This is a genomic window from Methylobacterium nodulans ORS 2060 (assembly GCF_000022085.1).
GTDB lineage: Bacteria > Pseudomonadota > Alphaproteobacteria > Rhizobiales > Beijerinckiaceae > Methylobacterium > Methylobacterium nodulans.
In genome coordinates this window covers 7,305,908-7,325,399 of sequence record NC_011894.1, presented here as the reverse complement: position 1 = coordinate 7,325,399, position 19,492 = coordinate 7,305,908, and the positions used below count along the sequence as shown (strand labels likewise).

Below are 19,492 nucleotides of genomic sequence, written 5' to 3'. Positions count from 1 at the left end.
GGCCGAAAGGGGCTCAGTGGTAGGGATCTGCGGCGTCGCGCAGGCCGTCGCCCAGGAAGTTGAAGGCGAGCACCACCAACACCACCGGCAGGATCGGCAGCAGCAGCCAGGGATGGAGCTGCACCGCCGCGAGGTTCTGCGCCTCGTTGAGCAGCACGCCCCAGCTCGTCACCGGGGGCCGCAGGCCGAGCCCCAGGAAGGACAGGGCGGTCTCCCCTAAGATCATCGAGGGGATGGACAGGGTCGCCGAAGCGATCAGGTGGCTCATGAAGTTCGGGATCAGGTGCCGGCCGATGATCCGCGCCTTCGAGGCGCCCATCAGCTCGGCGGCCCGCACGTAATCCTCCTCGCGCAGGGCCAGGAGCTTCGAGCGCACGGCGCGGGCGAGCCCCGGCCAGTCGAGGAGGCCGAGGATCAGCGTGATGCCGAAGAAGACCAGGATCGGGCTCCAGTTCGGCGGCAGGGCCGCCGAGAGGGCGAGCCAGAGGGGCAGCTCCGGCAGCGAGCGCAGGATCTCGATCAGCCGCTGCACGAGGTTGTCGACCCAGCCGCCGAGATAGCCCGCGAGTCCCCCGAAGAAGAGCCCGAGCGCGAAGGACACCGCGATGCCCACGATGCCGACGGTGAGCGAGATGCGCGCGCCCGACACGATGCGCGAGAACAGATCGCGCCCGAGCCGGTCGGTGCCGGCGAGGAACAGCGTGCCGCCCTCGGGCGGGCAGACCACATGCCAATCCGTCTTCCACAGCCCCCAGAACTCGTAAGCTTCGCCCCGGCAGAGAAAGCGCAGCTTCTGCACCACCGTGCGGTCGATAGTGTACTCCCGGTGGAAGCTCTCAAGGTTGAAGGTGAACGTGTAGGGATGGGTATAGGGGCCGACGAAGCGGCCCTCGTGGAACAGATACACTTTCTGCGGCGGCGCATAGAGGAAGTCGCCGTGGCGCTTGGCCGGGTTGTAGGGGGCCAGCACCTCCACGAAGGGGATGAGCCCGTAGAACAGGAGCAGCACGAGGCCGGCCGCCACCGCCACCTTGTGCTTGCGGAACTTCCACCAGGTGAGCCGCCAGGAGGAGGCGCGGTCGAAGACCTCGCTCTCCGCCCCCAGCGGCTCGGTGCGGCCCGGATCGAAGGGCGCCGGATCGACGAAGTGGCGCGGGCGGACTTCCAGGTTCATCGGCCCGAGCCTCCGAGGCGGATGCGTGGATCGAGCCAGGCGAGCAGCAGATCGGAGATCAGCATCCCGATCACGGTGAGAACGGCCACGAACATCAGGATGAAGCCCGCCAGGAACTGGTCCTGGCTCTTGAGCGCCGCGAGCAGGATCGGCCCGACCGTCGGCAGGCTCAGGACCAGCGAGACCAGCACCGAGCCCGAGACGAGGTGCGGCAGCAGGTTGCCGATATCGGCGATGAAGGGGTTGAGGGACATCCGGAACGGGTACTTGAGCAGCGCCCGGGTCGGGGGCAGGCCCTTGGCCTTGGCGGTGATGACGTACTGCTTGGCGAGTTCGTCGAGGAGGTTGGCCCGCATGCGCCGGATCATGGCGGCGGTGCCCCCGAGACCGATCACCAGCGTCGGCACGACCAGATGGGCGAGGAGCGACTGCACCTTCTCCCAGGTCCAGGGCTGGCCCGCATAGGTGCTGTCGTAGAGCCCGCCGATCGAGATCCCGAGCCAGCGATTGGCGTAGAACAGCATGATCAGGGCGAGCAGGAAGGAGGGCGTCGCCAGCCCGAGATAGCCGATGAAGGTCGCGATGTAGTCGCCGAGCGAATATTGCCGGGTCGCCGAGTAGATCGCGATCGGGATCGAGACGAGGTGGACGAAGATCACCACCGCGAGGTTGACCACCAGGGTCAGCCAGAGGGCGTCCCCCACCACCTCGCGCACCGGCCGGTCATACTCGAAGGACCAGCCCCAATTGCCCTGGATGAGGCCGTTGAAGGCGCCGTCCGGGTTCGGCCAGACCCCGATCCAGCGCAGGTACTGTTCCCAGACCGGCCGGTCGAGCCCGTATTGCTGCATCAGGAACTGCGCCTTGGCGACCGAGGCGGCCTCGCCCTGCGAGCGCAGCTCGGCGATCTGGTTCGTCAGGAAGTCGCCCGGCGGCAGCTTGATGATGAAGAAGACCAGGGCCGAGATGACGAGCAGCGTCAGCGCCATGGTGAGGATGCGCCGCAGCAGGTAACGGATCACCGCGCAGCCTCCTTGCGGTCCGGCCCCCAGAAGAACTCGTCCATGCGGTAGACCCCGATCATCGCGGTCGGCTTCCAGCTGTAGGTCGCCTTGTCGGGCAGGTTGAGGAGGCGGGTCTTGGCGACGACGGGCTGCAGCGCCCCCGAGACGGTGCCGATCACCCATTGGTTCTCGGCCCGGTTTTGCAGCATCTCGCCCCAGATCCGGGCCTGCAGGGCGGCATCGCCCGTCTCCATCCACTGGGCGTTGAGATCGATGAGGGCCTTCGCCTCGGGCAGGTCGCAGGGTTCGCCCTCGCGCCCCTTCGTCTCCGCGAACTGCCCCCATTTGGGCCACGCATAGGAGTCCTGGTGGACGGGGGCGAGTTCGTCCGGCGGCATCTCGGCGGTGGGGATCGCGAGGTCGAGCCCCTGGGCCGCCGCCATCGTGGTCAGCCCCGCATAGGCGCGGTTGCGCAGCACCGTGCGGTCCTGCGGCTTGACGAAGAGCTTGACCCCGACCTCGCGCCAGAACTCGGCGATCAGGGTCAGCCCATCGGTGAGGAGCAGGCTCTCGCCGTCGGTCTCGACGACGATCTCGAGCTCCCGCCCGTCCGGCAGCAGCCGGATGCCGGCGCCGTTGCGCTGCGTGAGGCCGACCGCATCGAGGAGGCGGGAGGCCTCGTCGGGGTCGTAGCCGGCATAGAGGGTCCGGTATTCCGGCTTGTAGAGGGGGCTGCCCTCCACGACGGTGTCGTTGCCCTCGGTGCCGAGACCGAACAGGAGCGCGTTGTTGAGGGTGCGCCGGTCGATGGCGAGCGACAGGGCGCGGCGGAAGCGCACGTCGCGGTTGAGCTTGCGCCAGACCGGGTCGGCGGTGGTGAGGTTGGGGTAGAGGGCGATCTCGGAGCCGCGGGCGGTGGGCCACAGGTGGGTGCGGTAGCCCTTGGCCTGCTCGCCCTCCCGCAGGATCGGGATGTCCTCCATGGTGAGGCCGCGGAACAGCAGGTCGGCCTCGCCCGCATTGGCCTTGGCGGCGAAGAGGCCGCCCGCCGCGACGTCCATCAGCACCCGGTCGAGATAGGGAAGCTGCTGCCCCTGGCTGTCGACCCGGTGGTAGTAGGGGTTGCGCACGAACACGAACCTGGCGGCGGGCGCCGTGTTGGTGACGCGCCAGGGCTGGAGCGTGGGCAGGTCCGGGTTCGTCTGCTCGAACATCCCGTCGAGCCGGTTGTGCAGGGCGGCCCAGCCCTTGACCTTCTGCTGCTTGACCGCGGCATCAAGGTCCTTCTTGGGGGCGTAGCGGGCGTGGAACTGCTTCAGGTAATGCGCCGGCCGGTAGATGAAGGGATCCCGCGGCGAGGCGAGTTCGGGCAGGAAGCGCGGGTTGGGCTTCTCCCAGGTGTAGCGGACATGCAGCGGATCGAGCACCTCGAAGCGGGGCGGCTGCCCGTCGACGAGCATGAATTCCGGCGGGCCGGACGGGCTCAGATCCTTGTTGAGGGCCACGTCCTCCCACCAGTAGCGGAAGTCTTCCGCCGTGAAGGGCTGCCCGTCCGACCAGCGATGGCCGGCCCGCAGCGTGAAGGTGAAGACCTTATCGTCCTGGGCCTCGAACCGCGCCAGCAGATCGGGCCGCAGCGTGAGCTTGGCGTCGTAGCCGACGAGGCGCGTATAGGCGTAGGCCGAGATGTAGCGGATGTCCCGCGGCTTGGCGACCAGGGTGACGATCTCGCCCCCGGGCTTGCCCACCTGCCGGCCTTCGGCCGCGAGATCGACGACGAGGGGCTCCGAGGGAAGACGCTCGGCGGCAGGAGGCTCGTCGGCGGCACGGGCGAGGGCGGGGAGGAGGGCGAGGAGCGCGGCGGCCACGATCGGAATGCAGCTCCGCACCCGGAAGCCTCCGTGCTTCTCGTGCCGAGGTGGGTCGAGCCTGCCGGTGTCCGGATGAGCCGGCCCGTCCCGCGCTCGATCCCGCGGCAGGAGAAACGGGCTCCTGCGCCACAGCCTCATGTCGAGTCTCCCGAACCGGGTGGCGCCAGCGCCACGTAGGTGATCCGCGCCGGGGAGTAGCCGGTGGCGGCGTGCAGGTCGTCGAAGGCATGGGAAGCGGCGATCACCGCGCGGGCCGCGCGGGCCTCCGGATCGTCGGGCCGATAGACGAATTCCCGCCCGTTGCGCCGCCAGCGCACCGGCTCCGGCCCGGCCGCCGCGTCCATCAGCATCGCGATGGTCGGGAAGGCGGGGCCGCCATGGGCATGCAGGCGGTGGGCGGCCGCGTCGTCGTCGAAGATCAGCCGGGTGATGCCCCGCGCCCGCGCCTCCACCACCCGGCGCGCCTGGCTGATGTGGTCGTCGAAGAAGCCGACCGCCTGCGCGAGGTCGAGCCCCGCGAGGTCGCAGGCCGACCAGTCGCGGGCGTGGTAGCGCGCTCCGGGATCGCGGTAGCGCAGGCCCGAGAGGTCCGGGTCGAAGCAGAGGATCTCGGCCTCCGGGCAGGCCTGCCGGGCGATCCAGGTGGTGAGGCCGCGGAACACGCCCGATTCGATCACGATGCGGGGCCGCAGCGCCCGCATCAGGACGTAGAGCTGGAGCGCGCCGTTGAAGCCGTTGCCGCCCCGGCGCTGCGCCACGGGCGCGGTCCCGATCAGGTCCCAGAAGGCTGCCACTTCCGGCCACGCCCCGCCCGGCAGGGCGAGGCCGCAGGCCGCCAGATCCGCGTCGAGCCGCACCGCGGCGGAACCGATCAGCGCCTCGGTCTCGCGCCGGGACAGGGGCCGGTGCGTCCAGTCCGGCACCGCCGGGACCAGGTCGTAGCCGAGCCGGTCGAACAGGGGGCCGAGCAGCCGGCGCCGCAGGCGCTCCAGCAGAGGATGCGGGCGGAGGGCCGAGGCGGGGGGCATCAGGCGGCCCGCCGCAGGGCCGGCCCGGCGACGCGCACGCAATGGCCGGGCGACACTTCCTGCATGATGCCGGTCTCGGGCCCGGCGAGCCGGAAGGGCTCGGGCCAGAGGGCCGGGTCGGAGAAGCGATCGCTCATCAGGAGCTTGAGGTCGAGGGGATGGTCGAGGTCGGGCTCCGGCACGGCGGCGAGGAGCGCCCGCGTGTAGGGATGGACCGGGTTGCGGAACAGGGCCGCCTTGGGGGCCTCCTCCACGATGAAGCCCCGGCACATCACCGCGATGGTGTCGGCGATGTAGTCGACCACCGCGAGGTTGTGGGAGACGAACATGTAGGCGATGCCGAGGCTCGCCTGCAGGTCCTTGAGCAGGTTGAGCACCTGCGCCTGGACCGACACGTCGAGGGCCGAGACCGGCTCGTCGCAGAGCAGCACCCGGGGCTTGAGCGCGAGCGCCCGCGCGATGCCGAGGCGCTGGCGCTGCCCGCCCGAGAAGGCGTGCGGGTAGCGGCGCAGGGAGCGCGGGTCGAGCCCGACCATGTCGAGCAGTTCCTTCGCCCGCTCGTAGCGCTCGTCCGGCGTGCCGACGCCGTGGATGCGCAGGGGCTCGGTCAGGATCTCGTAGACCGTCATCCGCGGGTTGAGCGAGGAGAACGGATCCTGGAAGACGAACTGCACCGCGCGGCGGAAATCCTTCAGCTCCTTGTCCTTGAGGGCGAAGACGTCCCGCGGGCCGCGCCCGGAGCCGTCGTCGAAGCGCACCGTGCCGGCATCGGGACTGATCGCCCGCATGACGATCTTCGACAGGGTGGTCTTGCCGCAGCCCGACTCGCCGACGAGGCCCAGCGTCCGGCACGGCCACAGGTCGAGGCTCACGCCCCGGACCGCGTCGATGCGCCGGACCTTGCCGCTGAACCAGCCCGACCGCAGGGTGTAGGACTTGCGGATATCGGCGATCGAGAGGAGCGGCCCGTCCGGATCGGGTCGGTGCGGCTCGCCGGCCTTGCGGGCAAGCACCGCGCTCTTCACCTCGCGGATCGGGGTCAGCCGCTCGCCCTCCGCCATGTGGAAGCGCGGCACCGCCCGCATCAGCGCCTGGAGGTAGGGATGGCCTGGCCGGCGGAAGATGTCCTCGCGCGAGCCCGCCTCCATCACGCGGCCCCGGTAGAGCACCACCACCTCGTCCGCCATATTGGCGACGACCCCGAGGTCGTGGGTGATGAGGAGCATCGCCATGCCGGTCTCGGCCTGCAGTTCCCGCAGGAGGTCGAGGATCTGGGCCTGGGTGGTGACGTCGAGGGCCGTGGTCGGCTCGTCCGCGATGAGCAGGGCGGGCCTGGTGATGAGCGCCATGGCGATCATGGCGCGCTGGCGCAGGCCGCCCGAGAGCTCGAACGGATAGGTGACGAGCGCCCGCTTCGGATCGGGGAAGCCGACACGCTCGAAGACCTGCATGGCGCGCTGGCGCGCCTCCTCGCCCGAGACGTCGGCGTGGAGCCGCAGCGCCTCCGTGACCTGGTCGCCCACCGTGTGGAGGGGCGACAGCGAGGTCATCGGCTCCTGGAAGATCATCGCGATGCGCCCGCCGCGCAGGCTGCGCATCTCCGCCGAATCGGTCCCGAGCCGGGCGATTTCGACGGGCTTCGGGGATGCGAGATCGTCGAACCGGATGGCGCCGCCGGTGATGCGGGCGGCCTTCGGCAGGATGCGCAGGATGGCCTGCGCGGTCACCGACTTGCCCGAGCCGGATTCGCCCACGAGGGCGACGGTGCGGCCGGCCGGCACGTCGAGAGACAGCCCGTCGACCGCCCGGAAGGCTCCGGTATCGGCCGAGAAGTCGACCGTGAGATCGCGGATCGACAGGAGTGGTGCCGTCATCCTGGTGCTTTTCGTCCCTTCGGGTCGTCCTCGGCCGAGGGCGGGTCCCGCGGCGTCCCGGCGACCCTAACGTGAGTTTGTGACACGGGCGATGCCTTCGGCGCAAACAGAGCCGCGGCCCGCGCGATGCCGACGATCGGATGTCGGGTCAGACGCTCGAGCAAGGCTGCGCAGAAGGCCCAGGTTGCGGCGTCCTGCACGAGATGATGCGTGAGGAGGCCGACCGGCTCGTCCCGCTCCGCCGCTTGCCCAATCGTCTCCGCCGCCCGGGGGAGCAGGACGGCCGGATCGACGAGGCCCCGCCCGGGCGCGTGCCATGCGACCGGATCGATATGGGTGTTGACCTGGATCAGGCCGGGCAAAGCCGGCCCGCGCAGGCCGAAGGCGGAGAATCCCCGGTAGCCGAGCCCCGGCAGGGCCGGCGGAAGCTCGGGAGCGATCCGGTTCCAGGGCGGCACCAGCACGGGCAGGGGCGGGCGCCCGAACCGCGCCCGCGCCAGCGCGAGCGCCCGGCGCGCCTCGTCTTCGAGGAGCGCGGGCGGCCGGTGGGGCCCGAGTTCCGCCTTCTTGCCCGCGGGCGCGTGGTTTTCGTGGATCAGCCCGTGGACGAGGCAGTCGATCTCGTCCTCCGCCGCGAGCCGCGCGGCGAGGGACGGCGCGGCGCGGCCCGGGATCGCCGCGAGCGCCACCGGGACACCAGTCCGCCGGCTCAGGGCCAGAAGCCGGTCGAGGGCGGGCGTATGGGCGCAAGCATCGTCGTCGCGCCACCACAGGGTGAGGGTGCGGCCCGCACCGGCGAGGCGCGCGAGGGCCTCATCGAGCGGGGACCAGTCGAGGGCGGGGAGGATGGAGGGAAGGGCGGCCGTCCGCTCCGCCAGCATGGCCTCCACGATCGCCACGGAGCGGGCGGCGCCGTCGAGGGCAACGGGCGGGCGATCGAGGCCGGGCGCTCCCGCGGGCGCGGCGAGCAGCGCCGCCACGGCCTCGGCCAGCCGCTCCGCCGTCAGCTCCGCCTCCGGCAGCACCCGGGCGAGACCGCGGGCCGCCAGCGTCTCGGCCCGCAGCCGCTGCTCGGTCTCGTGCCCGGCCTCGAAGGGCACGAGCAGCGCCGGGCAGCCGCTGCGCAGGAGATCCAGGACGGTGTTGTAGCCCGCCTGGCTCACCGAGAGCGCCGCCCCGGCGAGCAGCGCCCGGAAATCGGGCCGCGCCCGCTCCACCGTGACGTTGCCGGGCGCCGTCTCCCGCAGCGCGGCGAGATCGGCCTCCGGAACCGCCCGGCCGACCAGCACCCGCCAGGAGACCTCCGGCACGAGCCGCGCGGCGCCGAGCGCCGCCTGCTGCAGCGGCAGGCCGGCCGCGCTCGACCCGCCCGAGACCACGATGCCGGCCCGGATCTCCGGCACCGGCAGCACCGCGGCCGGCGCCTCGTCGACATAACCCGTATAGCGCAGCAGCGGCCGGATCGCCCCGTCGACCGGCCAGGAGGCGTCGAGCGGCAGCAGCGCCGGGTCGGCATGGACCAGCACCGCGTCATAGGCCGACAGGCGCGCATGCGTCGCGGCGATGCGGTCCGGGCGGCTCGGCCGCGCCAGGACGTCGCGCACGGAGGCGAGGAGGAGCGGGCGTGGCGCCGCGGCGCGGGCCGCCGCCACCAGCGCCTCGAACTCTTCGGCGAGCACCCGGCGGCCGAAGGGGAAGAGCTCGGTGATCACCGCGTCGGCCTCGGCCTCCGCCAGGGCCGCGAGCAAAGCCGCCCGCCGGGCCGCGAGATGGTCCGGCCCGACCGGCGCCCCGTCCGGATCGAGCAGCGCCGTGAAGGCCGTGCCGGCGATCCGCACCGGCGGCAGTTGCCGCAACCGGATTCCGTCGAGGCGGGGCAGGGCGGCCGGCATGCCCCCGGAGACCAGCGTGACCGCATGACCGGCCCCCGCGAAGGCGCGGGCGAGCGCCGCCGCCCGGGTCAGGTGCCCGGCCCCGAGGAGATGCGTGACCGCGATCAGGATGCGGCTCATGCGGCGCGTCCCGGCAGGGAGGCGAGGGCTGCCCGCAGGCGCCCCGCCGCGGCGGCGAGGCCCCGCTCCTCGCGCGCGAAGGCGAGCGCTGCCCGGCCGAGGGCGGCCCGCGCCGCCGGATCGGCGGCGAGCCGCCGGATCGCGCCGGAGAGCGCCGCGGCATCGCCCGGCGCCGTCACGAGGCCGGTGACGCCGTCGCGCACCACGTCCGGCACGCCGCCGAAGCCGCCCGCCGCGACCGGGCAGCCATGGGCCTGCGCCTCCAGCAGCACCATGCCGTAGGCCTCGTTGACCGCCGGCCAGACCAGGAGATCGGCCCCCGCGTAGAGGAGCGAGAGGGCGGAGGCGCTAAGCCTGCCGTGGCGGCGCACCCGGTCGCCGAACGGGGCGAGGAGGGCGGAGACCTTCGCCGCCGCGGGCCCGTCACCAACAACGTCGAGGGTCCAGGCGATGTCGCCGCAGCGCGTCAGGGTGTCGGCGAGGAGGCGGTAGGAGGCGAGCTTGTCCCCCTCCCGCATCATCGCGACGGTGAGGAGCCGCAGGGGCCCTCCGGCCCGCGGGGCTGCCGGCGGCAGCGGCCAGTCCTGCGGATCGAGGAAGGGCGGCAGCTCGGCGATGATCTGCCGGGCCGGGCGGGCCGCCTCAACGGCCGGCCGGTCGCGGCGGTTCATCACCAGGATCAGGTCGGCGGCATCGAGGGCGGCCTCCGCGCCCGCATGCCCGACGGCGTGCGGGCCGGCTGCACGTTTGGGCGCCCGCGAGCCCTCCGCGATCACGTAGGGGATGCCGAGGGCGGCGGCCACCGCGGGACCGATCCAGTCCGGCGCCTTGTAGTAGACGTGGTAGGTGAACCAGAGGCGGGGCGGCGCCGCGCGCCACGCTTCGACGAGCCGGGCCGCCTCGGCCGCGGCCGCCTCGCGTAAGGTGGGATGCCGCTCCCCGGTGGCATCGTGGGTGCGCAGCCCGCTCGCCGTCACGGGTTCGAAGCCGGCCGCCGCCAGGGCCCTGAGGAGGAGCCGCGCCATGGTGCGCTCACCCGAGGGAACCGGGTGGTCGGGCGGCTTCATCGGCGCGTAGAAGGCGATTGCGGGGTGTCCAGAGGGCCCTCGGCCCTCTGGCCGGGGTGCAGGGGCAGGATGCCCCTGCATCGGGCTTCGCCCGAGCCCACCAAGGTTCCGCCTTGGATCCGCCGGGGTCACCGACCCCGGTCCCCATGAAGGAGTTCCGCGATCCGGTCGATCCCGGCCTGCGCCCCGAACTCCGCCCGCAGCCGCGACAGCGCCGCCGCGCCGAGCCGCGCGCGCTCGCCCGGATCGCGCCCCAGGAGGTTGATGGCGTTCGACAAGGCCGCCCAGTCGCCGGGCGGCACCAGCCGGCCCTCGATCCCGTCGCGCAGGAATTCCGGAATGCCCGCGAAGTCGGTGGCGACGATGGCGAGCCGCTGCGAGGCCGCCTCCAGCAGCACGTTCGGCAGGCCGTCCCGGTCGCCCGAGGGGGCGCGCTTGGCCGGCAGCGCGAACAGGTCGGCCTCGCGCAGGAGCGCCACCACGTCGGGCTGCGGCCGCGCGCCGAGGAACGCCACGCGCGGGCCGAGCCCGAGCGAGGCGGCCTTGGCCTTCAGGGCCGGCAGCGCCTCGCCGCTCCCCACATGGGCGAGGCGCCAGTGCAGGCCCGGCGGCAGCGCGGCCAGCGCATCGAGGAGATCGCCGAAGCCCTTCTTGGCGACCGCCCGCCCCACCGTGACGATGCGCAGCGGATCGGCCGGATCGCTGCCGTCGCGGGGCGGCCGGGCGGCCGGCGGCTCCGGGAAGCGCCCGAGATCGAGGCCGTGGTAGACGAGGGAGACATGCTCCGGGCGGGCGGCGAGCGCCCGGAGCCGGGCCGCTCCCGCCGCCGTGCAGGTCACCGCGAAGGTCAGGCGCTTATCGTCGAGCTTCTCGGCGAGTTCCCAGTCCGGCGTCGTCCAGATGTCCTTGGCATGGGCCGAGACGCTCCAGGAGCGGCCCGTGAGGAGAGCGGCGTAGCGGCCGACCGAGGCGGGCGTGTGCAGGTAATGGACGTGGATATGGGCGATCTCCGCCGGGAGCTCGCGGGCGAGCACCAGCGCCTGGCCAAGGCGCCGCAGGCGGTTGGGCGTGAGGTCGCGCCGCAGGTCGCGCCAGACCAGGGCGAGGAGCGGCCGCAGGCCCGGGCGCCGGAGGGCGGCGACGAGCCCGCGCAGGACCCGCCAGGGCGCCTCGTACAGGTATTCGGGCAGGTAGGAAACGGGCGCGTCGATCTGCCGGTGCATGGGATGCACGGCCCCGTCATGGGGCCGGCGCAGGGACCAGATCGCGAGCGGGATCCCCCGCGCCTCCAGGCCCAGCAGCTCCTGGGCGATGAAGGTCTCGGACAGGCGCGGATAGCCCTTGACCAGGACGGCGATGCGAGCGGGCATGGGACTAAAAGCACTACTCCGCGGCCACGCGAGGCGCGCCGGCCGGCCCCTGGACGAGCCGGCAGATCGCCGGCAGGCCGCCGAGAAGGCCGGGGATCGGCCGGGCGGAGGGACGCGGGCGATCGGGCAGCGCGGCGAGCGCCGCCGCCATGCGCTCCGGCTCCGCCCGGTCCGGCGTCAGCGTCTCGACGAGGCCGAGCCGGGCGGCGGCCTCGGCGCGGATCAGCTGCTCCCGGCGCGGGCGCATCCGCGGCAGAATCAGCGCCGGCCGGTCGAAGGACAGGATCTCGCAGAAGGTGTTGTAGCCGCCCATGGCCACGACGCCCGCGGCGCGGCGCATCAGCCGCTCCAGCCGCGCATCGAAATCGAGGGCAGAGAGGCGCGGATGGGCGTCGATCCGCGCCTGGAGGGCGTCGCGCGCCCGGGGCGGGAAGAAGGGCCCGAACACGACGAGCGCCCGATGGGGCAGGCCTCGCGCCTCGTAGGCCCGCACCACCGCCTCCACGAGCTCGACGCCATCCCCACCGCCGCCAGGCGTGACGAGGAGGAAGGGCTCCTCCTCGGCCTGCGCGGCCCCGGCCTCCGGCGCCTCGCGGCGGAGATAGCCCGTATAGGTCAGGCGCTCGGCGACGCCCGCCGGCAGCGCCAGGCCGGCGAGCGGCGCATAGATCTCCTTAAGGCCGTAGATCCAGATCGCGTCGTAGAGGGGCAGCACGCCGAGCGCGCCCTTGCGCTCCCATTCGGGCACGAGCAGCGCGGGATCGTCGAGCACGTCGCGCAGGCCCAGCACGAGGCGGCAGCCCCGGGCCTTGAGGGGAGCCAGCACCGGCAGCACCTCGCCGTGGAAGCCGGTCGGCTCCTTGTCGACGAGGAAGAGATCCGGGTCGAAGCGCCGGGCGACGTGGCGGATCAGCGCCGCGCGGGTCGCCACCACGGCCTCGAGGTCGTGCGCCGCCCCATGGCTGCGATAGGCGCCGCTGCCGAGCTTCACCACGCCCGGCAGGCGGCGGCAGGCGACCCCCGGCGCGAACCGGAAGGCATGGCTCACCGGCGAGCCGGACAGGATCAGCACCCGGCGCTCCGGCGCCTCCGCCACGAGGGCATGCGCGATGGCGCGCGCCCGACGCAGGTGCCCGAGACCGAACGTGTCGTGCGAATAGATCAGCACCCGCTGCGGGGCGCCGCCGGGAACGGATCCGGGCTGCGCCATCAGGATGCCCGGATGCCGACGGCGCACAGCGGAACCGGCGACCGGGAGCGGCTCGGAAACAACGGCATCCTGCGACGGACCTCCCGGAACGGAGCGTCACTGTCCTACCGCATCCGCACCCCGCGCGGCTACCCGCCCCGGAGGATTACGGCCCGGACTGTTGCACCGCCGCATTCAGGACGGGGGCACGACCTCGACCTCAATCGCGCTGTAATAGGCCGCGAGATCCGCGATGTCGGCGTCCGTGAGGTCTTTGGCGGCCACCGACATGACCTCGTTCCTGCGGGTTCCGCTGCGGAACTCGCCCAGCGCCTTGATCAGGTAGGGCTCGACCTGGCCGGCGAGGTTCGGCGCGTCGGGAAGCTTCGAGATGCCGTCGAGGCCGTGGCAGGCCTGGCACGCCACGGCCTTCTTCCGGCCCGCCGCGGCATCGCCCGCCTGGGCGGCAGTGCCGGCGAGGAGCGCGAGGCCGGCGAGACAGGCCAGCGCGAGAGGGGCGTGGGGCAGCGGCATCGCGGGTCTCCGGGACGGCTGAGGGGATGGCTCTCCGGTCCGGAGAGACTAAGGAGATCTTGGCGTTTGGACCGGCACGGCAAGGGCGCGGCCGCCCCCTCCGCCCGGAGCTCGTCGGCGGCCGGGGCGGCAGTATCGCTCCCGGTCAGGCCGCGGGCCGGCGCAACAGAACCCCGAATCCCTCCGACTCGTCGCCGACGAAGCGGACGCCCTCGCGCTCCAGCGCGGAGCGGATCGCCGACAGCGTGCGGGCGCGAGGCGTGACCTGCTCGCTCTCGATCATGTTGAGGGTCACCACCGAGACGGCCGCGCGGGCGGCGAGCACCGCCTGCGTCCATTTCAGAAGGCCACGTCCGGCGCGGATCTGCGCCGGATTGATCGGGACGGAATCCATGTCGGGGAGATGGGGCGAACTGAAAGATTCTTCAAGTTTCCCGTTGACACCCCCGACCGCCCCCGCTACTCACCCCGCCATCGGCCTGCCGGGCCGGTGATCGAGGTTCATCGCACCATCCGGACGTCCGCGGTCGCGAGCCGCGGGGGCGGAACGCCCAGTCCACCTTGGTCAGACATGTCCGGCAGGCCCCGTCGCCGGCGCGGGCCGGAGACGCTCGGTTACCGCCTTCCACGCGAAACCACCGAGCGTCAGTGCATGCCCGCGCCACCCTGGGGTCCCTCGCGGACGGAGAACGGCATGAAAGAGTGCGATCTGATCGCCGCCTTCGCCTGTCCACGGGGCGAAACCAGCGGTCACGGCGGCAGGATTCAAGGCCGAGCCTCGCTCGGAGCCTGACCCGGCGCCGGCTGCGGCGCAACATTCCTCACATCATCCATCCTGTCCGATCGTTGCCCGTGCGGGCCGAACGGAGACGGTTATCTGGTAGAGCGCCGCAGGGTCCGCCCTGCGGAGGGTGCGGGTTCGAAGCCCGCCGGGTCGCGAGATCCGTAGCTCAATCGCACCGTCCCCGATCCCCACGCCTGCACGGCCCACGCACGGCCGGATCTGCGTCTCGTCGGCCGCGCGGGCCGAGGAGGGACGGTTACCACTGCGAATGGGGAGGTCGCGGGTTCGAACCCCGCCGGGCCGAAAGTTCCGTAGCTCAGCCGGTAGAGCACCACGACACCGTTCCTCACACCACGACCGCGCGGCCCGCACGGGCCGGACGGAGAAGGTTATCGCAGGATCTGGGGGGTGCGGGTGCGAGTCCCGCCGAGCCGAAAGGTCCGTAGCTCAAATAGAGCACCAGAAGATCCTTCACCGACATTCATGACCGTGCGGCTTCAAGGCCGGCGGAGCGAGACGCAACACGATCGGCCGCGCGGGCAGAGCGCGCGCGGCCGTCCCCCGCGGCGCACCAGCGCCGCCACCCACCGAAGCCAGGCCGACGGAGCAGGCTCCCGAGGCCTCGCCAAAAGAGGACCGAGCCAGGAGAGGACCGAGCGATGGTCGACTACGCGAAGCTGTTCTCGCTCCGGCGCACCCCGCAGTCGGAGTCCATCCCCGGAACCGTGCCGAACACGGCTGGGGGCCACGCCTTCCCGGTCGACGACTGGACGCAGCTCGATCGCTTCCTCGTGCTCGGGTCCGAGGGCGGCTCCTACTACGCGGGCGAGCGGGCGCTCACCCGCGAGAATGCGGGCGCCGTGCTGCGCTGCCTCGCGGCGGATGGGGTGCGGGCGGTCGAGGCCATCGTCGCGGTGAGCGAGGGCGGCCGCGCGCCCAAGCAGGACCCGGCGATCTTCGCCCTCGCGCTCGCCGCGGGCGCGGCGGATCTGGCGGTGCGCCGCGCGGCGCTGGCTGCCCTGCCGCGGGTCTGCCGCACCGGCACGCACCTGTTTCGGTTCGCCGGGGCTGTTGACGCCACGCGCGGCTGGGGCCGGGGCCTGCGCCGGGCGGTCGGGCGCTGGTACGGCGAGCGCTCCGTCGAGGCGCTCGCCTACCAGGCGGTGAAGTACCGCGCGCGGTATGGCTGGACGCACCGCGACCTCCTGCGGCTCGCCCACCCGGAGACCGGGGAGGCGGAGCGGGCGGCGCTGTTCGACTGGATCTGCCGCGGCACGCTCGGCGAGGCCCTGCCGCCCCTCGTGCACGCCTTCGCGGCGGTGCAGCGGGAGGGCGTGAACGGGGCGACGGCAGCGGCGCTCGTCCGCTCGCACGGCCTGCCCTGGGAGGCGCTGCCGACCGAGCTCCTCGCGAGCCGGGCGGTGAACGAGGCGCTGCTCGACGGCATGCCGGTCGGCGCGATGGTGCGCCAGCTCGGGCGCCTGACGGCGGCCGGGGTGCTGGCGCCGTTCTCCGCCGGGACCGCGCGGGTCGTCGCCGCGCTGTCGGACCGGGAGCGCCTGCTCAAGGCGCGCCTGCACCCGATGGCGCTCCTCGTCGCGCTCAAGACCTATGCGTCGGGGCGCGGCGAGCGGGGCCGCCTCGCCTGGGAGCCGGTCGGGGCGATCGTGGAGGCGCTGAACGCCGCCTTCTACACGGCGTTCCGGGCGGTGGAGCCCACGGGCCGCCGGCTCGTCCTCGCGCTCGACGTGTCGGGCTCGATGGGTTCGGGCTCGGTCGCCGGGTCGAGCCTCACGCCCCGGGAGGCGGCCGCCGCCATGGCGCTCGTCACCGCGGCGACCGAGGAGAGCTGGCAGGTGGTCGGCTTCACGGCCGGCGCCCGCGGACGCGGCACGGCGCTGACGCCCCTGCCGTTCGGGCCGTCGATGCGGCTCGACGCGGCGGTGGCGGCTACCGAAGGCCTGCCCTTCGGCGGCACCGACTGCGCCCTGCCGATGCTGTGGGCGCTGGAGCGCGGCATCCCGGCCGACGCCTTCGTGGTCTACACGGACTCGGAGACGTGGGCGGGAGAGGTGCATCCGGTCCAGGCCCTGCGGACCTACCGGGAGCGCACCGGGATCGCCGCGAAGCTCGTGGTCGTGGGGCTCGTCTCCAACGGCTTCAGCATCGCCGACCCGAACGACGCCGGCATGCTCGACGTCGTCGGGTTCGACACCGCGGCCCCGGCGCTGATCGCGGACTTCCTCCGCTGAGACAGGGCGGGCGGCTTCCTCGGGAGCCGCCCGCCCATCCGTCCTGCGCGACCCGTGCATGCCACGCCCGCCCCGGGCGGGCTTGCATCGCGTCGATCCGAGCCAGAACTCTCCCCCGGGGGTCATGCCAACCACGGGAGCCCGGGATGCCGCCCTTCTCCGTCCTCGACCTCGCGCCGATCCCGCTCGGCGCCACGCCCGCCGACGCGCTGGCCAACACCCTCGACCTCGCGCGCCGCGCGGAGGCGCTCGGCTACACCCGCTACTGGCTCGCCGAGCACCACAACATGGTCGGCATCGCCAGCGCCGCGACCGCCGTGGTGATCGCCCATGTGGCGGCGGGGACGCAGCGCATCCGGGTTGGGGCCGGGGGCATCATGCTGCCGAACCATGCGCCCCTGGTGATCGCCGAGCAGTTCGGCACGCTCGCCTCCCTGCATCCGGGCCGCATCGATCTCGGGCTCGGCCGCGCCCCCGGCACCGACGGGCGCACGCTCCGGGCGCTGCGGCGCGACCCCTCCGCCGCCGACACCTTCCCGCAGGACGTGCTCGAACTCCAGGCGCTGCTTGGGCCCGTGCAGCCCGGGCAGGTGGTCCAGGCGGTGCCCGGAGCCGGCACGCAGGTGCCCCTCTGGATCCTCGGCTCCAGCCTGTTCGGGGCGCAGCTCGCCGCGATGCTGGGCCTGCCCTTCGCCTTCGCGTCCCATTTCGCGCCCGACGCCCTGATGCAGGCCCTCGACGTCTACCGCTCCCGCTTCGAGCCCTCCGCCCAGCTCGACCGCCCCTACGCCATGGTCGGCGTCAACGTGATCGCGGCGGAGACCGACGCAGAGGCGCGCCACCTGTTCACCTCACCCCAGCAATCCTTCACCAACCTGTTCCGCGGCACCCGCGGCCAGCTCCTGCCGCCGATCGACGACATCGACGCCTATTGGTCGCCCGAGGAGAAGGTGCAGGCCTCGCGCATGCTCGCCTGCTCGTTCGTCGGCGCCAGGGAGACCGTGCGCCAGGGCCTGGAGGCGTTCGTCGCCCGCACGCAGGCCGACGAGATCATGGTGGCGGCGGCGATCTACGACCACCGGGCCCGGCTGCGCTCCTACGAGATCCTGGCCGGGCTCCAGGGGGCGCGGGCGCCCGAGCCGACACTCGCCTGACCGAGCTTCGTTGACCCGGGGGGACGCACTCCATAGGGTGCGCGGCCTGAACCTCTTTCAAGCCTAGCGCCCGCATCCGGGTCATCGAGAAACCATGTCCGCCCCGCTCCGCATCGACCCCGCCCTCCTCGACGCCGCTGCGACCTCCGCGGCATGGCCCTTCGAGGAGGCGCGCAAACTCGTCGCACGGCTCGAGCGGTCGCCGAAGGCGGAGGTGCTGTTCGAGACCGGCTACGGACCCTCGGGGCTGCCGCATATCGGCACCTTCGGGGAGGTCGCCCGCACCTCGATGGTGCGCCACGCCTTCCGGGTGCTCACCAACGACGCCGTGCCGACCCGGCTGATCGCCTTCTCGGACGACATGGACGGCTTACGCAAGGTGCCGGACAACGTGCCGAACCGGGCGCTCCTCGCCGAGAATCTCAACAAGCCGCTCACCGCCGTGCCCGATCCGTTCGGCACGCATGACAGCTTCGGCGCGCACAACAACGCGGAGCTGCGCCGCTTCCTCGATTCCTTCGGCTTCGACTACGAGTTCCGCTCGGCCACCGACTGCTATCGGGCCGGCCTGTTCGACGCGACGCTGCTGCGGGTGCTGGAGCGCTACGACGCCGTGATGGCGGTGATGCTGCCCTCGCTGCGGGCCGAGCGCTCGGCCTCCTACTCGCCCTTCCTGCCGCTTCATCCCGTCACCGGCCACGTCATGCAGGTGCCGATCGACGAGGTGAGGGTGGGCGCCGGCACCATCGTCTGGCGCGACCCGGCCACGGGCGAGCGCTACGAGACCCCGGTGACCGGCGGCCACACCAAGCTGCAGTGGAAGCCCGACTGGGCCATGCGCTGGGTGGCGCTCGGCGTCGATTACGAGATGGCCGGCAAGGACCTGATCGACTCGGTCAAGCTGTCGGGCCAGATCGCCCGCGCGCTCGGCGCCGAGCCGCCCGAGGGCTTCAACTACGAGCTCTTCCTTGACGAGAAGGGCCAGAAGATCTCGAAGTCCAAGGGCAACGGCCTCACCATCGACGAGTGGCTGGCCTATGGCACGCCCGAGAGCCTCGCGCTGTTCATGTACAACAGGCCGCGCGAGGCCAAGCGTCTGCACTTCGACGTGATCCCGCGCCACGTCGACGACTACCTGTCGTTCCTGGAAAAATTCCCGGGCCAGGAGCCGAAGCTGAAGCTCGGCAACCCGGTCTGGCACATCCATGCGGGCTCGCCGCCGGCGCCGGAGCTGGTGGCGGGCGGCAGCGCCATCAGCTTCGCGATGCTGCTCAACCTGGTGGCGGTGGCGAATACCGAGGATCCGGCCGTGCTCTGGGGCTTCATCCGCCGCTACGCGCCGGAGGTCTCGCCGCAGACGCAGCCGCGCCTCGACCGGCTGGTGCACCACGCGGTGCGCTACTACCGGGACTTCGTGCGGCCGGCCAAGCAGTACCGGGCGCCCGACGCCGCGGCGATCGCGGCCCTCGCCGACCTGTCGGCGACGCTCGCCGCACACGAGGGCTCGACCGATCCGGAGGAATTGCAGGCCGTCGTCTACGAGGTCGGCCGGCGGCACTACCCGGACCTCTCCGGCAAGGCCAAGAGCCCGGACGGGCGCCCGGGCGTGGCGCAGACCTGGTTCACCACGCTCTACGGCACGCTGCTCGGCGAGGCCCGCGGCCCCCGCTTCGGCTCCTTCGTCGCCCTCTACGGCGTCGCCGAGACCCGGGCGCTGATCGCCCGGGCGCTGTCGGGTGCGCTCGTCGAGGAGCATGCGGCCTTCCTGGCGAGCCGGGAGCAGAAGGCGGCGGAGTAGGATAGGATGGCGCTCTCCCGTCGGGTGAGTGACATGCAGCCAGCCGCCGATTCCAGTCGGCGCGATCAAGAGCTTCGGCCCGCTTGGGCCGAAGTACCAGGTCGGCCGTGCGCTTTACCCGCTGGAGAGCGGCGACTGGATGATCGAGATCACCCTGGTCGAGACCGGCGAGAAGACCGAGTATCGGCTCACGCGGCTCATCGGCGATCCTGAACAAGATTGGAAATCTCTCTGGATTGAGAATAAAATCGCACACGGCTAAGGGAGAGAAATGATGCCATCAATTCCAGTTCGTGTGATCGATGACCTTCTTTTCGCGTTAATGCTCGCAGCAGCCGCAATTGGCATTGGAAGCTTGGGAGAGAAAGTCTTCGGGGTCAG

General features: G+C 72.4%; 15 protein-coding genes and 1 tRNA gene. 5 read left to right on the top strand and 11 right to left on the bottom strand.

Annotation, left to right across the window (positions count from 1 at the left end):
• Positions 1–13 precede the first annotated feature (13 nt).
• From MNOD_RS34195 to MNOD_RS34145, 11 genes are all read right to left on the bottom strand, one after another.
• The gene (locus MNOD_RS34195; RefSeq protein ID WP_015933531.1) at positions 14–1,174 is read right to left on the bottom strand and encodes an ABC transporter permease; all 1,161 of its coding nucleotides are present in this window, start codon (positions 1,172–1,174) and stop codon (positions 14–16) included.
• A complete protein-coding gene (locus MNOD_RS34190; protein ID WP_015933530.1) occupies positions 1,171–2,196 on the bottom strand; it encodes an ABC transporter permease in 1,026 nt (341 codons plus the stop codon). Before MNOD_RS34190 ends, MNOD_RS34195 begins: the two co-directional genes overlap by 4 nt.
• Positions 2,193–4,187: an ABC transporter substrate-binding protein gene (locus tag MNOD_RS34185; RefSeq protein ID WP_015933529.1), complete on the bottom strand. Its 1,995-nt coding sequence runs from the start codon at positions 4,185–4,187 to the stop codon at positions 2,193–2,195. The genes MNOD_RS34190 and MNOD_RS34185 overlap by 4 nt, the downstream gene beginning before the upstream one ends.
• Positions 4,184–5,077 (bottom strand): hypothetical protein, encoded by an 894-nt coding sequence (locus MNOD_RS34180; RefSeq protein WP_015933528.1) that lies wholly within the window; start codon positions 5,075–5,077, stop codon positions 4,184–4,186. The genes MNOD_RS34185 and MNOD_RS34180 overlap by 4 nt, the downstream gene beginning before the upstream one ends.
• Entirely contained in the window at positions 5,077–6,951 is a 1,875-nt protein-coding gene (locus MNOD_RS34175; protein ID WP_015933527.1) for an ABC transporter ATP-binding protein, read from the bottom strand. The genes MNOD_RS34180 and MNOD_RS34175 overlap by 1 nt, the downstream gene beginning before the upstream one ends.
• The gene (locus tag MNOD_RS34170; RefSeq protein WP_015933526.1) at positions 6,948–8,963 is read right to left on the bottom strand and encodes a glycosyltransferase; all 2,016 of its coding nucleotides are present in this window, start codon (positions 8,961–8,963) and stop codon (positions 6,948–6,950) included. Before MNOD_RS34170 ends, MNOD_RS34175 begins: the two co-directional genes overlap by 4 nt.
• Positions 8,960–9,988 carry a glycosyltransferase gene (locus tag MNOD_RS34165; RefSeq protein ID WP_244424614.1) on the bottom strand — a complete coding sequence of 343 codons (1,029 nt, stop codon included), beginning with the start codon at positions 9,986–9,988 and terminating at the stop codon, positions 8,960–8,962. The genes MNOD_RS34170 and MNOD_RS34165 overlap by 4 nt, the downstream gene beginning before the upstream one ends.
• Positions 9,989–10,158: 170 nt before the next feature.
• Positions 10,159–11,400, bottom strand: coding sequence for a glycosyltransferase family 4 protein (locus MNOD_RS34160; protein WP_015933524.1), 1,242 nt, complete (start codon positions 11,398–11,400; stop codon positions 10,159–10,161).
• 13 nt (positions 11,401–11,413) lie between these two features.
• Positions 11,414–12,610, bottom strand: coding sequence for a glycosyltransferase family protein (locus MNOD_RS34155; RefSeq protein WP_015933523.1), 1,197 nt, complete (start codon positions 12,608–12,610; stop codon positions 11,414–11,416).
• Positions 12,611–12,784: 174 nt separating this feature from the next.
• Positions 12,785–13,123, bottom strand: coding sequence for a c-type cytochrome (locus tag MNOD_RS34150; RefSeq protein WP_015933522.1), 339 nt, complete (start codon positions 13,121–13,123; stop codon positions 12,785–12,787).
• Positions 13,124–13,268: 145 nt separating this feature from the next.
• Positions 13,269–13,517, bottom strand: a complete 249-nt coding sequence (locus MNOD_RS34145) for a helix-turn-helix domain-containing protein (RefSeq protein ID WP_015933521.1) — start codon at positions 13,515–13,517, stop codon at positions 13,269–13,271.
• Between the two features lie 694 nt (positions 13,518–14,211).
• Here MNOD_RS34145 and MNOD_RS47375 point away from each other — a divergent pair.
• From MNOD_RS47375 to MNOD_RS34120, 5 genes are all read left to right on the top strand, one after another.
• A tRNA-OTHER gene (locus MNOD_RS47375) sits at positions 14,212–14,339 on the top strand.
• A 227-nt stretch (positions 14,340–14,566) separates the two neighbouring features.
• Entirely contained in the window at positions 14,567–16,159 is a 1,593-nt protein-coding gene (locus tag MNOD_RS34135) for a TROVE domain-containing protein (protein WP_015933520.1), read from the top strand.
• A gap of 146 nt (positions 16,160–16,305) precedes the next feature.
• Positions 16,306–17,313 carry an LLM class flavin-dependent oxidoreductase gene (locus tag MNOD_RS34130; protein ID WP_015933519.1) on the top strand — a complete coding sequence of 336 codons (1,008 nt, stop codon included), beginning with the start codon at positions 16,306–16,308 and terminating at the stop codon, positions 17,311–17,313.
• 94 nt (positions 17,314–17,407) lie between these two features.
• The gene (locus tag MNOD_RS34125) at positions 17,408–19,111 is read left to right on the top strand and encodes a lysine--tRNA ligase (RefSeq protein WP_015933518.1); all 1,704 of its coding nucleotides are present in this window, start codon (positions 17,408–17,410) and stop codon (positions 19,109–19,111) included.
• Positions 19,112–19,139: 28 nt separating this feature from the next.
• Positions 19,140–19,373, top strand: coding sequence for a DUF5397 domain-containing protein (locus tag MNOD_RS34120; RefSeq protein ID WP_015933517.1), 234 nt, complete (start codon positions 19,140–19,142; stop codon positions 19,371–19,373).
• Positions 19,374–19,492: the final 119 nt, after the last annotated feature.

Coding starts and splice junctions, on each gene's coding strand:
- MNOD_RS34195 (WP_015933531.1), bottom strand. CDS start 1,174: ATGAACCTGGAAGTCCGCCCGCGCCACTTCGTCGATCCGGCGCCCTTC.
- MNOD_RS34185 (WP_015933529.1), bottom strand. CDS start 4,187: ATGAGGCTGTGGCGCAGGAGCCCGTTTCTCCTGCCGCGGGATCGAGCG.
- MNOD_RS34180 (WP_015933528.1), bottom strand. CDS start 5,077: ATGCCCCCCGCCTCGGCCCTCCGCCCGCATCCTCTGCTGGAGCGCCTG.
- MNOD_RS34175 (WP_015933527.1), bottom strand. CDS start 6,951: ATGACGGCACCACTCCTGTCGATCCGCGATCTCACGGTCGACTTCTCG.
- MNOD_RS34170 (WP_015933526.1), bottom strand. CDS start 8,963: ATGAGCCGCATCCTGATCGCGGTCACGCATCTCCTCGGGGCCGGGCAC.
- MNOD_RS34165 (WP_244424614.1), bottom strand. CDS start 9,988: ATGGCGCGGCTCCTCCTCAGGGCCCTGGCGGCGGCCGGCTTCGAACCC.
- MNOD_RS34160 (WP_015933524.1), bottom strand. CDS start 11,400: ATGCCCGCTCGCATCGCCGTCCTGGTCAAGGGCTATCCGCGCCTGTCC.
- MNOD_RS34155 (WP_015933523.1), bottom strand. CDS start 12,610: ATGGCGCAGCCCGGATCCGTTCCCGGCGGCGCCCCGCAGCGGGTGCTG.
- MNOD_RS34150 (WP_015933522.1), bottom strand. CDS start 13,123: ATGCCGCTGCCCCACGCCCCTCTCGCGCTGGCCTGTCTCGCCGGCCTC.
- MNOD_RS34145 (WP_015933521.1), bottom strand. CDS start 13,517: ATGGATTCCGTCCCGATCAATCCGGCGCAGATCCGCGCCGGACGTGGC.
- MNOD_RS34135 (WP_015933520.1), top strand. CDS start 14,567: ATGGTCGACTACGCGAAGCTGTTCTCGCTCCGGCGCACCCCGCAGTCG.
- MNOD_RS34130 (WP_015933519.1), top strand. CDS start 16,306: ATGCCGCCCTTCTCCGTCCTCGACCTCGCGCCGATCCCGCTCGGCGCC.
- MNOD_RS34125 (WP_015933518.1), top strand. CDS start 17,408: ATGTCCGCCCCGCTCCGCATCGACCCCGCCCTCCTCGACGCCGCTGCG.